This is a genomic window from Stenotrophomonas hibiscicola ATCC 19867, assembly GCF_000382065.1.
GTDB lineage: Bacteria > Pseudomonadota > Gammaproteobacteria > Xanthomonadales > Xanthomonadaceae > Stenotrophomonas > Stenotrophomonas hibiscicola.
Window position 1 is genome coordinate 204961 of record NZ_KB907504.1, and the last position, 13098, is coordinate 218058.

A 13098-nucleotide genomic window follows, 5' to 3' on the forward strand; every position below is an offset into this window, starting at 1 on the left:
GTCCAGGACAGGTGGCGGAACCAGGGCCACCGTGCCCTCAACCGGTGCTCATGGCCGCCACGATGCGCGCGCGCGAGGTCTCCGCGATGCGCCGACGGCCTTCCAGGTCCTGTGCACCGATCGGTGCCAGGAAGTGCACTTCCGCACGCCGCGCCGGCTCACCGAGCAGGCGCAGGAAATTGGCGAAGAAGCTCTCGCCGGGGCCGAATGCCACGATGGTCTGTGCGTCACCCTTGAGCCCATAGACCAGCGCCACCGGCTGCACCGGAACGCCGGTTTCAACCGCGGCCTGGAAGATGCGGGCATGGAACGGCCCCACTTCGTGGCCACCGCGGGTGCGCCCTTCCGGGAACACGCCCACTGCCTTGCCGCCACGCAGGCGATCGGCCATCACCTGCATCACCCCGCCCAGCGACTCGGTGTTGCCACGCTGGTGGAAGATGGTCTGCCCGCGCGCAGCGAGCCAGCCGACCAGGGGCCAGCTGGCGATTTCGCGCTTGGCGACGAAGCCCATCATGCGCTGGCTGTGCAGGATGCAGATGTCCACCCAGCTGACATGGTTGGCCACGAACAGCACGGCACCGGGCAGCGGCGCGCCCATCTGCACCAGGCGGAAGCCGAAGATCCACATCAGGCCCCCCTGCCACCAGTTCACCACCTTCGCCCCGAGGGTATCCTCGCCCACGCGCAGCTCGCCCCACGGCGGAAGCATGCCGATCAGGATCAGCGGCAGGAACACGGTGATGTGGACCAACAGCAGCGGTACGCGGTACAGGTAACGGCACACACGCGCCACGCCGCCACGGGGGGCCGGAGTGGGGGAAGTCATCCGCGCACGATACCGGAGCGTCGCAGCAGCTGCCAGCCGATTTAGGCCATAACGGCCATTGACCGGGGCAATCGGTGGGGAACGCTGGGTTCTGCCGTCGTCAACACGCCCGACCGGGGGCTCAACCGTGGCCGGCCGCCACCACCGCCAGGGTCAGCCGCGAAATGCATACCAGGCGACCCTGCTCGTCCTCGATGCGGATCTCCCACAGCTGGGTGCTGCGGCCCACATGCAGTGCGCGGGCGGTGCCGGTGACAATCCCCGAGCGCACCGCCCGCAAGTGGTTGGCATTGATCTCCAGGCCCACGCAGACCTGCTTTGCGGTATCCACGCACAGGTTGCCGGCGCTGCTGCCCAGCGTCTCGGCCAGCACCACCGAGGCCCCGCCGTGCAGGATGCCGTAGGGCTGGCGGGTGCGCTGGTCCACCGGCATGGTGGCCTGCAGCCAGTCTTCGCCCGCTGCGCTGAAGACGATGCCCAGGGATTCGATCGCCGTGTTGCGGCTGAGCGCATTGAGCTGCTCGAGGGAAACGGCTTCGCGGAACACCTGGGTCATGCGGTCACCTTCAGAGAATGGGAACGAGGCCGGCACCGAATGCGGTCAGCATGCGCACCAGCAGCCACTTCGGGCCGACGTTGACTTCGGGGAAGTCGCCGACGGCAACGTAGCAGCGATGGAACTCCGGGTCCTGCCGTGGCAGCGGCTGCGGGCAGTCCGGGCCGGGCTTGAACTCGTAGTCGGTGGCATAGCGCCATGGCCAGAAGTCGAGGATCGGCAGCGCTTCGGAGGCTTTGCCGACGCTGTAGTTCAGCCCCGACAGCACCGGCGGCTTGGCCCGCGGCGCCACCGTCCAGGAGTTCTGCGGATGGGTATCGCGCAGGATGCTCTCGGCCAGCTGCTCGGCAAACACCGGATCATCGATGATCACCGCGCCTTCGGTGTTGTAGTTCTCGCTGCGCGGATCGAAGTTGTGGGTGCCGACCACGCCGATGCGGCGGTCGACCACCAGCGACTTGGCGTGCAGGCCCATGCGCGCGCCCTTGCGGGTGACCGGCAATGGCTTGTTGACCGCCTTGCTGCCCAGGAACGAGGGCCGCGTTTCGGTGCGCAGCAGGCGCGTTTCCACCTCGCTGCCGGCCGCGCGGCGGCGTTCGCGCGCGTTCTGGTAGGCACTGCCGGTACGCGGATGACTCACCACTGCCTGCCTGCGCGTTGTTGCCCGGTCCCCCTCGCTGCCCCCCCCGGCATTGCTGCCGGCGGCGCTGCCGCCGATCAGCGGGTTGCGGCCGCCGTCGTCGTCTGCCCCGGGGGCGGCGATCGGGTCGGGCAGCAGGTTGCGGTAATCAACCGGCGCATCCAGCGGGAACGGCTTGTATTCGAAGATGTTGAAGCCCAGTTCGCGCATGTTGCGCCGCTTGTACTTGTACGACAGCGCATACACGATGGGATTGTCGGTGGCCGCCAGGCTGTTGCTCGACACCACCACGCGCGGTGGCTGCGGGCGCTTGCGCAGCTCGCGGAACAGCTTCTGCGCGGGCTTGGACAGCACCAGGTACGGCGTCTGCAGGATCACTTCCTTCTGCGCACCGGCAATGAGCGCATCCAGCTGGGGCTCGGTCACGTGCTGGCCGGCCAGCGGGGCATCGGCCTTCTCGCGCCGGTGCTTGCGCGGCAGGTCGGCGACATAGCGCACCGAGGCCACCGGCAGCGCGGTATCCACGAAGGAACGGGTGACGAAGTCCATGTCATTGGCTTCGGCACTGACCCGCTGCACCCGTTCCGGGCGGCGGAACGTGGCGGGGGGCAGCGCCGGCACGCCCTCGCGCAGCAGGGTGCGGCCGACATCATTCAGGCGCTCGGCCGGCACGCTGCGCTGGGCACGCCAGAAGGCATCGAAGTTGGCCGCCATCGCACGCGCCTCGGGGCCGGCAATCAGCACGTCGCGGTCGCGGAAGTTGTACTCGCGGTCCCAGTCGTAGTAGTCGTCCTGGTAGTTGCGGCCTCCGACCACGCCGATTGCGTCGTCGATTACCAGCAGCTTGTTGTGCATGCGCTGGTTGAAGCGCCGGAAGCAGCACAGCACGCTGCCGGCATAGTCGAAGTAATTCAGCCGGGCCTTGCCGAACGTCGGGTTGTAGACCCGCAGCTGGAAGTTCTGGTGGGCGCCGGACAGCGCGCCGAGGATCTGCAGGTCGGAGATCGCCGAGAGCTGGTCGATCAGCACCCGCACCTTCACCCCGCGCCGCGATGCAGCCAGCAGTTCGTCGATGACCAGCCGGGCGCTGTCGTCCTTGTCGAAGATGTAGGTCTGCAGGTCGATGCTGCGGGTGGCGCTGCGCAACAGGTTCAGCCGCGCCACCAGGGCGCCTTCTCCCTCGTCCAGCAGGGTGGCGTAGTGGCGCGGCTGCTCCGGGGTGGATTCGGTGAACGCCCGGCCGGCCAGCGCCCGCAGCGGCGAGTCCTGCGCGCAGCGGTCGGCGCGCTGGCAGTCGACCTGGGTCGAGCGCGCCTGCACGGCGATCGCTTCGGCGCGGTCGCGCTCGGTATTGGACAGCGATGCACAACCGCTGCCCAGCAACACGGTTGCCAGCGCCAGTGCACGCAGCAGGAGGTTCACGGTTTCGGCGCCTCGCTCAGGCGCGCTCGCAATACGAAGGTCACACGATCACTCAAGGCAAGCTGCCAGCTGTCCATTCCATACCGGCCTCGCTGCACGGTACCGCGGCTGACGACGTCGCAATCATAGCCGGGTCGGGCGCACTCCGCCTTCTCCACCCTCAGCTTCTCGGGATGGCTGACCCCGCGCAGGGTCAGCCGGCCGTTGATGTCACCCCCCTCTTCCACGGTCTCCGGCCAGTACGGCAGCGAGTCGAACTCGACCACCGGGTGGCGGCCCGCGTCGAAGAATTCCTCGCCGCGCATCCAGCCGGTATAGCGCGCCTTGCCGGGGATCTCGACCGAGCGCGTGAACATCTTGAGGTGCACCTGGTGGCGGCCATCGGAGAGGATCTCGATGCGGCCCTCGAAGTGCGGGAACACACCTTCGATGCGCTGGCCGAAGCGGGTGCGCACCTCGAAACCGATCTGCGAGCGTTGGGTGTCCAGGCGCAGGACCCGATGCGCTTCGGCGACCACCGGCGGCAGGGGCGTTGGCGTTGGCGGAGGAGGCGCGGCAGGCCAGGCCGCGCCGGAAGCCAGCAGCACGGGCAGCAGAAAGCGGCTGCGCCGCGCCAGACTCATTGGATCACGGCCACCAGAACGCGTTCAGGCTGGCCACGCCCGGCTCGATCGAAGCCTCGCGCGGGAAGCCGAGCACGGCAATGCCGGCCGGCGGCATGCCGCGGTAGTCGCTGCTGGTGCCGTCGGTCATCAGGGCCACCAGCTGCTCCAGGCCCGGGTTGTGGCCCACGATCAGCACCCGGTCCAGGTCGCGACGCTCGTCCACCAGCGCCGCCAGGGTGCCCGGGGTGGCTTCGTAGATCCGGTCTTCCAGGCGCTTCTCGACATAGCCGATGGCCGTCATCACCGCTTCCAGGGTCTCACGGGTACGTCGCGCCGGCGAGCACAGCACGCAGTCCGGCAGCAGGTTGTTCTCCTTCAGCCACTTGCCGGCGGCTTCGGCTTCGGCCAGCCCCACCGGCGACAACGGCCGGTCGAGGTCGGCCTGGCCGGGGGTCGCCGGCTCGGCATGGGCATGGCGCAGCAGGATCAATTCACGCATCGCGGGTTTCCATGAAGAAGAGGATGCAGCAGGAAGGGTGATGCAGGCATCAAAGCTTCAGCCAGGACAGCAGCGGCTCCCAATCGGCCTGGTGCTCGCGCACCTGGGCCGAGCGGTAGTCGAACAGGCTGCGGCCAAGGCCGGTCATGACCACATAGCTCTGGCTGTCGCGCAGCTGCGCGACCACCGGGTACGGCCATTCACCCAGCATCTGCAGCGCCTGCTGCGAGGTCTGGGTCCAGGGCTTGGTACGGTTGAGCACCAGACCCACTGGCAGCTTGCGGCTGTGCACGCGCGGGTTCTGGGCCAGGCTGTTGAGGAAACCGACGATGGCTTCGATATCCAGCGCCGAGGGCAGCACCGGCACCACCACCGCGTCGGCAGCGTCGAGGAAATGGGGAATATCGTCGGCCAGGGCGCCGGCCGGCGCATCGATGATGACGGTGTCGGTACCGTCGGGCAGCTTCTGCGCCCACTGCTTCTTCCGATATACGTCGATCGGCAGCACCGCACTTTCCAGCCCGGCACGGCGTTGTGCCCAGCGGGTGCTGGAGCCCTGCGGGTCGGCATCGGCAATCACCGTGGCCTTGCCCTGCAATGCCGCGTACGCGGCCAGGTGGGTGGCGACGGTGGTCTTGCCCACCCCGCCCTTGGAACCGGCCACCAGGATCGTCTTCATGCCAGCCTCGCTTCCGGGTACGTTCCCCGAGCGTACACCGGCGATGGTGGCGGGAGGTAGCGTCGTGCTGAACCAGCGGCCATCGCCTTTGCTATCGTGGCGCTCCCGAAGGATCGAACCGGCATGAGCGAACTGCAGGACCTGAGCGCGTTGATCCGCGCCAATACCCCACTGATCGTGATCGAGACCCAGGACGAGGGTCGCATCGTCGAGCTGTTCCGGCAGACGCTGATGCACGTATGGCGGGCGCTGCACCGCTGGTCGATCACCGAGGGCCTGCGCCGCATCGACCTGGACAGCGAAGACCCGCCGGTCGGGCCACCCGATGCCAGCGCGGCCCTGCAGATGATCCGCCAGGCCGACCAGCGCGGGGTCTACCTGCTGCTCGATTTCCACCCGTACCTGGGCTATGCCAGCCATCAGCGCGCCCTGCGCGACCTGATCCAGCGCCGCCACAGCGAGCCGCATGTGCTGGTGCTGATCGGTGCCAAGGTGGAGCTGCCGGCCGAGCTGGAAGCGTTGGCGGTGCGCTTCAACCCGCGCCTGCCTGATGCCAACGCCCTGTTGAAGATGCTGCGCGAAGAGGCCGACGCCTATGCGCGCGAGCACGGCGGCCGCCGGGTCGAAGTCGACAGCGAGGCGGTGAAGAAGATCCTGAAGAACCTGCAGGGCCTGAGCCTGGTCGATGCCCGGCGCATCGCGCGCCAGCTGATCTACGCCGATGGCGCGCTGCGCGACGACGACCTGCCGCAGCTGGCACGGCTGAAGTTCGAGCTGCTCAACCGCAGCGGCCACCTGTTCTTCGAGCATGACAGCGCGCGCTTCGGCGATGTGGCCGGCGCCAACCGGCTCAAGCGCTGGATCAACCAGCGGCGCGTGGCCTTCATCGCCGGCTCGGCGCCGGCCGGACTGGACCCGCCGCGCGGCATGTTGCTGCTGGGCGTGCAGGGCTGCGGCAAGTCGATGCTGGCCAAGGCCACCGCCGCCGGCTTCGGTGTACCGCTGCTGCGCCTGGACGTGGGCGCGCTGTACAACAAGTACCACGGCGAGACCGAGGCCAACCTGCGCCAGGCACTGGCCTCGGCCGAGCAGCTGGCACCCTGCGTGCTGTGGATGGACGAGATCGAGAAGGGCCTGGCCAGTGGTGGCGAGGACGGTGGCGTATCACGCCGTGTACTCGGCTACCTGCTGACCTGGATGGCCGAGCGCAAGGCGCCGGTGTTCATCGTCGCCACCGCCAACCAGGTGCACGAGCTGCCGGCCGAGCTGCTGCGCAAGGGCCGCTTCGACGAGATCTTCTTCGTTGACCTGCCTTCGCCTGACGTGCGCGTGGAACTGCTGCGGCTGCACCTGGGCCGGCGCCAGCTCAATGGCGACGACTTCGCGCTGCCGGCGCTGGCGGCTGCGGCCAATGGTTTCTCCGGCGCGGAGATCGAGCAGGCGATCGTGGCCGGGCTGTATGCAGCGCACGCCGAAGGCCGGCCGCTGGACACCGAGCTGCTGATGAACGAGATCCGCGCCACGCGGCCGCTGTCGGTGCTGATGGCCGAGCAGGTGGAGGCATTGCGGGCGTGGGCGTCGGGACGGACGGTTTCCGCGGACGACTGAGTTTCCAGCGAACGGCGCAGCCCCTCGTGGCGGCTGGTTGACCGTGAACATCAAAAGCCGCGCTTGGCCGGGCGGGATGGATTCGCGGGGGACGCCGTCAACCCGTCCCTGGGGGCTTGGCCGCGGCATCCATGCCGCGGACACGCCCGCGAACCCATCCCGCCCGGCCTCTGACAGTTTCCGGGGGCGATCAGCCACGCAGAAGAAAGAAGAAGAGCAAGAGCAAAAGCGGAACCGGTTGGCTGGCCGCTTTTTTGTAGAGCCGAGCCCACGCTCGGCTGCTCTTCGATCAAATATCGAATAGTCGATTCCGATGCAGATTCATCCACGCATGGCGTGGATCTACCGTGTCGACCAAGGTCGACACCTACCAACAGCAGCGGGGATCTGTCAGGGGTGGGGCGGTGTGGGTTGGCAGGACCGTTGGCGCCATGGGCCCGAGGCATGCCTCGGGCGGGTTGGGCAGGACGCCCAACCCCGGTCTTGCCGTGTGCGCAGGACAGCGCACACGAGCAAGGCGCCATCGAGCCCCCATGGGTGAGGGCGCTTTGCTTGCGAAGCACTGCTTCGCAAGCGCCCGAACGCACAGCCGCCAGCGGCTGGGCCGGTCTGGGGGTTTACGGCGTGTCCTGCCAACCCACACCGCCCCGCCATCCCGCGGATTGCCCGCTGTTGCTGTTGCTTCGGCTGTTGCCTCTGCGGGTGCCGGGTGCAACCCGGCGCAACCTCCTCCCTCAGGGCCAGGCAGGCGGTGCGGCCGCCCAGGCCTGCTGCACTTCGGCCAGCGACGCACGCTCATCCTCGCGCCACTGCGGCAGCAGCTGCGCATAGTTGGCCGTGGTATTCCACTGCGTCGGCTCGGTGCGTACCGCAGCCGCATACCACTGCACCGCCTCCTGCTTCTGCCCCATCCGCCACAATGCCAGCGCATAGGTCGGCGGCACCCAGCTCGGCTTGGTACGCGCATTGGCGGCCGAGGCCAGCCACTGTTCCAGCGCCGCCTCTGGCTTGCCCTGGCGCAGCAGGTCCCAGCCGTAGTTCCAGCGCACGCTGCGGCCACTGCTGCTCTGTGCCGGGGCCTCTTTCATCGCCTCGGCATACAACTGCTCGGCCAGCTCGCCACGGCCCTGCGCACCGGCCACCGAGGCCAGTTGTACCGTGGCCTCGACCGCACGGCGGCCGCGTTCACGCAGCTTGACCAGCTGGGCGACCAGATCATCGCCCCCGCCCTGCACCGCCACCATCGGCGTGGCCGCCGGGTCATTGTCGAAGTAGAACTCCTGTGGTGCCGGCATGGCCGGCGCGGCCCACGCCGTGGCCGCTCCCGAGGCCAGCAGCACGCTGGCCAGGATCTTTCCTGGAACTGACATCCCTTCTCCCCAGGCCGCGACTGCAGCCTCCCTCTCTCTCTCCCCGATCCTAACCCCAGCACCGCCACGGGCGCGAGTGCCGGGGCCTGCGCGGCCCCGCTGCTACAATTCGCGCCTTTCCCGCTGCGTGCGTGCACGCGGCCGGTGCCAGCCGATCCTACCGGGCCAGCCATGACCAGTACCGCGCAACTCACTTCGCCCTCTTCCGCCGACCTGCTCGACCGTGACTACACGCTCGACCACAAGTACACCCGCAACGAGGGGCGGATCTACCTGAGTGGCGTGCAGGCGCTGGTGCGGCTGCCGCTGATGCAGCGCCTGCGCGATGCCGCCGAAGGCATCGACAGCGCCGGCTTCGTCAGCGGCTATCGTGGCAGCCCGCTGGGTGGCTTCGACCTGGAACTGTGGCGCGCGCGCAAGCATCTTGAAGCGGCGAAGGTGAAGTTCACCCCGGGCCTGAACGAGGACCTGGGCGCCACCATGGTGTGGGGCACGCAGCAGACCAACCTGTTCCCCGGCGCCAACGTGCAGGGCGTGTTCGGCATGTGGTACGGCAAGGGCCCTGGCGTGGACCGCTGCGGCGACGTGTTCAAGCATGCCAATGCCGCCGGCACCTCGCGCTACGGCGGCGTGCTGGCGCTGGCCGCCGATGACCATGCCTGCCGCAGTTCGACCCTGCCGCACGGCAGCGAAGACGAATTCGTCAGCGCGATGATGCCGGTTCTCAACCCCGCCGGCGTGCAGGACATCCTCGACATGGGCCTGCTGGGCTGGGCGATGAGCCGTTACACCGGCCGCTGGGTCGGCTTCAAGACCATTGCCGAGACGGTGGAATCGTCGGCCTCGGTGCAGGTCGATCCGATGGCGCGCCGCATCGTGCTGCCGGAAGACTTCGAAATGCCCCCGGGTGGCCTCAACATCCGCTGGCCGGACCCGCCGCTGGACCAGGAGATGCGCCTGCACCGCTATGCGGTGAAGGCCGCACAGGCGTTCGCCCGCGCCAACGGCATCGACAAGGTGGTGATGGACGCGCCGCGCGCGCGGCTGGGCATCGTCACCACCGGCAAGAGCTACCTGGACGTGCTGCAGGCGCTGGAATACCTTGGCCTGGATGAAGCCGCGTGCGCCGACATCGGCATCCGCGTGTACAAGGTCGGCATGACCTGGCCGCTGGAACCGCAGGGCATCGCGCGCTTCGCGCAGGGCCTGGAAGACATCATCGTGGTGGAGGAGAAGCGTGCCTTCATCGAGCGCCAGATGAAGGAACAGTTCTTCAACTGGCCGGCCAGCTGGGGCCACCGCCCGTCCATCGTCGGCAAGTACGATGAAAGCGGCGAATGGATCCTGCCGTCCACCGGTGAACTGACCCCGGCCACCATCGCCGGCGTGATCGGTCGCCGCATCCAGAAGTTCTTCAACAACGAGTCGATTGAGCAGCGCCTGCAGTGGATGCAGGAAAAGGAAGCCGAGCTTGCGTTGCCGCGCGCCAGCTTCCCGCGCGTGCCGCACTACTGCTCAGGCTGCCCGCACAACACCTCCACCCAGGTGCCGGAAGGTTCACGTGCGCTGGCCGGCATCGGTTGCCATTACATGGTGACCTGGATGGACCGCAGCACCGACACCTTCACCCACATGGGCGGCGAAGGCGTGACCTGGGCCGGGCAGGCGCCGTTCACCGACACCCCGCACGTGTTCCAGAACCTGGGCGACGGCACCTATTTCCACAGCGGCTCGCTGGCGATCCGCCAGGCGGTCGCCGCCGGCGTCAACATCACCTACAAGATCCTCTACAACGATGCGGTGGCGATGACCGGCGGCCAGCCGGTGGACGGCCCGCTGAGCGTGCCGGACATCGCAAAGCAGATGCGCGCCGAAGGCATCCACACCATCATGGTGCTGTCGGACAACATCGGCAAGTGGACCGGCCAGCGCGAACACTTCCCCAGCGACGTGGAGTTCCACGACCGCAGCGAACTGGAGGAGGTGCAGAAGCGCCTGCGCGAAGTGAAGGGTGTTTCGATCCTGATCTACGAACAGACCTGCGCCACCGAGAAGCGTCGCCGCCGCAAGCGCGGCAAGCTGGAAGATCCGCAGAAGCGGGTGCTGATCAATTCGCTGGTCTGCGAAGGCTGCGGCGACTGCGGCAAGAAGAGCTTCTGCGTGTCGGTGCTGCCGAAGGAAACCGAGTTCGGGCGCAAGCGCGAGATCGACCAGTCCAACTGCAACAAGGACTATTCCTGCGTGAACGGCTTCTGCCCGAGCTTCGTCACCGTGCACGGTGGCCAGCCGCGCAAGGGCAGCAAGCGCGATGCCTCCACGCTGCTGGACAACCTGCCGGCGCCGACGATCCGCGGCACGCTTGAGCAGCCCTGGAACATCCTGATCACCGGCGTCGGCGGTACCGGCGTGGTGACCATTGGCGCGCTGCTGGGCATGGCCGGCCACCTGGAGGGCAAGGGCGCGACCGTGCTCGACCAGACCGGCCTGGCGCAGAAGGGTGGCGCGGTGACCACGCACATCCGCATCGCACGCCGCCCGGATGACATCCACGCCGTGCGCATCGCCGCCGGTGAAGCCGACCTGGTGCTGGGCTGCGACATGGTGGTGGTCAACGACTACTGGGCGCTGTCGAAGGTGCGTGCCGGCCGTTCGCAGGTGGTGCTGAACACCTACGAAGCGATGCCGGGTACCTTCACCACCCGCCCGGACATGCAGTTCCCCGCCGCCGACATCATCGCCGGTGTGCGTGTGGCACTGGGCGGCCAGGAGCCGTTGCTGCTGGATGCCACCCAGCTGGCCACCGCGCTGCTGGGCGATGCCATCGCCGCCAACCTGTTCATCCTCGGCTACGCCTGGCAGCAGGGCCTGGTGCCGCTGTCGTTCGAGTCGCTGATGCGCGCCATCGAGCTCAATGGCGCTGCGGTGGCCATGAACCAGCAGGCCTTCGCCTGGGGCCGCCTGGCCGTGGTCGATCCGCAGGCCGTGCAGCAGGCCGCCGGCCTGGTGCGCAACCGCCACACCGATACCGAATCCACCCCGGGCCCGCTGCATCCGCTGCCGCCGGGCGAATGGGAGGGCAACGAATGGGGCGCCACCGCTGCACCGCGCAACACCGGCGACGAACGCGAGCTGCGCGGCCTGCCCTCGCACGGTGGCGACGTGGCATTCCTGCCGCTGGACGACGCGCGCCTGTCGCGCTCGCTGGATGAAATGATCGAGCGCCGCGCCGCCTTCCTGGTCGAGTACCAGGATGCTGCCTACGCCACGCGTTACCGTGATCTGGTGGCACGCGTGCGCGCTACCGAAGTCGAGCGTATCGGCGGCTCCACCGCGTTGACCGAGACGGTGGCCCGCTACCTGTTCAAGCTGATGGCCTACAAGGACGAGTACGAAGTGGCCCGCCTGTACACCAGCGGCGACTTCCAGCGACGCCTGCAGCAGCAGTTCGAGGGCGACTATCAGCTGCGCTTCCACCTGGCGCCGCCGCTGTTCGCCAAGAAGGACGAGCAGGGCCGGTTGCTGAAGAAGGAATACGGCCCGTGGATGTTCAAGGCGTTTGGCTTGCTGGCGAAGCTGAAGTTCCTGCGTGGCGGCCGCTTCGACGTGTTCGGCCGCACCGAAGAGCGGCGCATGGAGCGCAAGCTGATCAGTGATTACGAGGCCACTGTGCAGGTGCTGCTGGATGGCCTGGATGACGACCGCCTGGCGCTGGCGGTGGAGATCGCCAGCATTCCCGAACACATCCGCGGCTTCGGCCACGTCAAGGAAGCGCATTTCGAGCAGGCCAAGGCGCGCGAAGCGGCCCTGCTGGCGCAGTGGCGCAATCCGAAGGCGCTGCATATCGTGCAGGTGGCTTGATGGTAGTGCCGGCCGCTGGCCGGCATTCATCCCGGCATTCATCCCGGCAATCGGTTGCCGGCCAGCGGCCGGCACTACCGATGGATTACCCCAGCCGCCACAGCAGCAGGCGATTGTTGGCCGGCATCGCCACATCGCCCAACCGGGTGAATCCGTTGTCGGCCGCCAGCGCCTGCACCGCTTCGCTGTCGCGGATGCCGCTGCGCGGATCACGTGCCTTCAGCCAGGCATCGAACTGCGCATTGCTGTCGCTGGTGTAGCGGCCGCCGTAGTTGAACGGGCCATACACCGCCAGCAGCGCACCGTGGCGCAACAGGGGCGGCAGCGCCGCGAACAATGACTGGACGTGTGCCCAGCTCATGATGTGCAGGGTGTTGGCGCTGAATGCGGCATCGAACGTACTGCCCGGTGCCAGGTTCAGGCCGGGCGCTGGCGGCAGTTCCACCTGCAGCGCTACCGGCGGCAGCAGATTCAGCAATGCCGTTTCGGCACGCCATGCCTCGATGCCTGGCAGGTGGTCCGGATGATCACTGGGCTGCCAGCGCAGCCAGGGCCAGCGCTCGGCAAAGAAGGCCGCATGCTGGCCGGTGCCGCTGCCGATCTCCAGCACCCGGTGGCGGTCGCCCATCCACGGGTCGAGCGCGGCGGCGATGGGTTCGCGGTTGCGTTCGCAGGCTTCTGAATACGGCTTGCTCGACATCAGGACGGTGTCCAGGCGGGGTCGGCCCCATTGTGCACGAGGGGGTGTTGCTCGGCAGGGCTTGCAGCCCTGCACCCGCAGGAGCAACGGCAAAGGCCGAAGCAACGTCAAAAGCGGACTTCCTGTGGGTTGGCGGGGTGGGTCCGATTGCGGGGGACGCCGTAAATACGTCCCTGTAGGCTCGGTCGCGCCATCCATGGCGCTCACGCCCCCGCAACCGGACCCACCCCGCCTTCGACAGTTTTCTGCGGTCTGTTGGATCTGACCCCGGATACATTTCGATATCTGACAGACGTGTCGACCAAGGTCGACACCTACCAACAGCCGAGTGA

Annotated in this window: 10 protein-coding genes; 2 read left to right on the forward strand and 8 right to left on the reverse strand. The window is 67.9% G+C overall.

Annotated features, from left to right (window positions below):
• Positions 1–37: 37 nt before the first annotated feature.
• The 6 genes from G370_RS0118645 to G370_RS0118670 form a co-directional block, all read right to left on the reverse strand.
• Positions 38–829: a lysophospholipid acyltransferase family protein gene (locus tag G370_RS0118645; RefSeq protein WP_019661944.1), complete on the reverse strand. Its 792-nt coding sequence runs from the start codon at positions 827–829 to the stop codon at positions 38–40.
• A 121-nt stretch (positions 830–950) separates the two neighbouring features.
• Complete coding sequence (locus G370_RS0118650) at positions 951–1385, reverse strand: hotdog fold thioesterase (RefSeq protein ID WP_019661945.1); 435 nt, start codon at positions 1383–1385, stop codon at positions 951–953.
• Between the two features lie 10 nt (positions 1386–1395).
• The gene (locus tag G370_RS0118655) at positions 1396–3447 is read right to left on the reverse strand and encodes a phospholipase D family protein (protein ID WP_019661946.1); all 2052 of its coding nucleotides are present in this window, start codon (positions 3445–3447) and stop codon (positions 1396–1398) included.
• Positions 3444–4070: a YceI family protein gene (locus G370_RS0118660; protein ID WP_019661947.1), complete on the reverse strand. Its 627-nt coding sequence runs from the start codon at positions 4068–4070 to the stop codon at positions 3444–3446. Before G370_RS0118660 ends, G370_RS0118655 begins: the two co-directional genes overlap by 4 nt.
• Before the next feature lie 4 nt (positions 4071–4074).
• Positions 4075–4551, reverse strand: coding sequence for a SixA phosphatase family protein (locus G370_RS0118665; RefSeq protein WP_019661948.1), 477 nt, complete (start codon positions 4549–4551; stop codon positions 4075–4077).
• Between the two features lie 49 nt (positions 4552–4600).
• Positions 4601–5230 carry a ParA family protein gene (locus tag G370_RS0118670; RefSeq protein ID WP_010487235.1) on the reverse strand — a complete coding sequence of 210 codons (630 nt, stop codon included), beginning with the start codon at positions 5228–5230 and terminating at the stop codon, positions 4601–4603.
• Between the two features lie 123 nt (positions 5231–5353).
• On the opposite strand from G370_RS0118670, the gene G370_RS0118675 reads away from it, so the two are divergent.
• Positions 5354–6838 (forward strand): AAA family ATPase, encoded by a 1485-nt coding sequence (locus tag G370_RS0118675; RefSeq protein WP_019661949.1) that lies wholly within the window; start codon positions 5354–5356, stop codon positions 6836–6838.
• 734 nt (positions 6839–7572) lie between these two features.
• Here the strand turns inward: G370_RS0118675 and G370_RS0118680 are convergent.
• Positions 7573–8208, reverse strand: coding sequence for a tetratricopeptide repeat protein (locus G370_RS0118680; protein WP_019661950.1), 636 nt, complete (start codon positions 8206–8208; stop codon positions 7573–7575).
• Between the two features lie 171 nt (positions 8209–8379).
• On the opposite strand from G370_RS0118680, the gene G370_RS0118685 reads away from it, so the two are divergent.
• Entirely contained in the window at positions 8380–12066 is a 3687-nt protein-coding gene (locus G370_RS0118685; protein ID WP_019661951.1) for an indolepyruvate ferredoxin oxidoreductase family protein, read from the forward strand.
• Between the two features lie 85 nt (positions 12067–12151).
• On the opposite strand, the gene G370_RS0118690 is transcribed toward G370_RS0118685, so the two are convergent.
• Positions 12152–12766 carry a DUF938 domain-containing protein gene (locus G370_RS0118690; protein WP_019661952.1) on the reverse strand — a complete coding sequence of 205 codons (615 nt, stop codon included), beginning with the start codon at positions 12764–12766 and terminating at the stop codon, positions 12152–12154.
• Between the last annotated feature and the right edge of the window lie 332 nt (positions 12767–13098).

What these genes read in the sequence shown, in the direction of transcription:
- G370_RS0118680 (WP_019661950.1), bottom strand. Translation starts at nt 8,208, where the DNA reads ATGTCAGTTCCAGGAAAGATCCTGGCCAGCGTGCTGCTGGCCTCGGGA.
- G370_RS0118665 (WP_019661948.1), bottom strand. Translation starts at nt 4,551, where the DNA reads ATGCGTGAATTGATCCTGCTGCGCCATGCCCATGCCGAGCCGGCGACC.
- G370_RS0118645 (WP_019661944.1), bottom strand. Translation starts at nt 829, where the DNA reads ATGACTTCCCCCACTCCGGCCCCCCGTGGCGGCGTGGCGCGTGTGTGC.
- G370_RS0118650 (WP_019661945.1), bottom strand. Translation starts at nt 1,385, where the DNA reads ATGACCCAGGTGTTCCGCGAAGCCGTTTCCCTCGAGCAGCTCAATGCG.
- G370_RS0118685 (WP_019661951.1), top strand. Translation starts at nt 8,380, where the DNA reads ATGACCAGTACCGCGCAACTCACTTCGCCCTCTTCCGCCGACCTGCTC.
- G370_RS0118660 (WP_019661947.1), bottom strand. Translation starts at nt 4,070, where the DNA reads ATGAGTCTGGCGCGGCGCAGCCGCTTTCTGCTGCCCGTGCTGCTGGCT.
- G370_RS0118670 (WP_010487235.1), bottom strand. Translation starts at nt 5,230, where the DNA reads ATGAAGACGATCCTGGTGGCCGGTTCCAAGGGCGGGGTGGGCAAGACC.
- G370_RS0118690 (WP_019661952.1), bottom strand. Translation starts at nt 12,766, where the DNA reads ATGTCGAGCAAGCCGTATTCAGAAGCCTGCGAACGCAACCGCGAACCC.
- G370_RS0118675 (WP_019661949.1), top strand. Translation starts at nt 5,354, where the DNA reads ATGAGCGAACTGCAGGACCTGAGCGCGTTGATCCGCGCCAATACCCCA.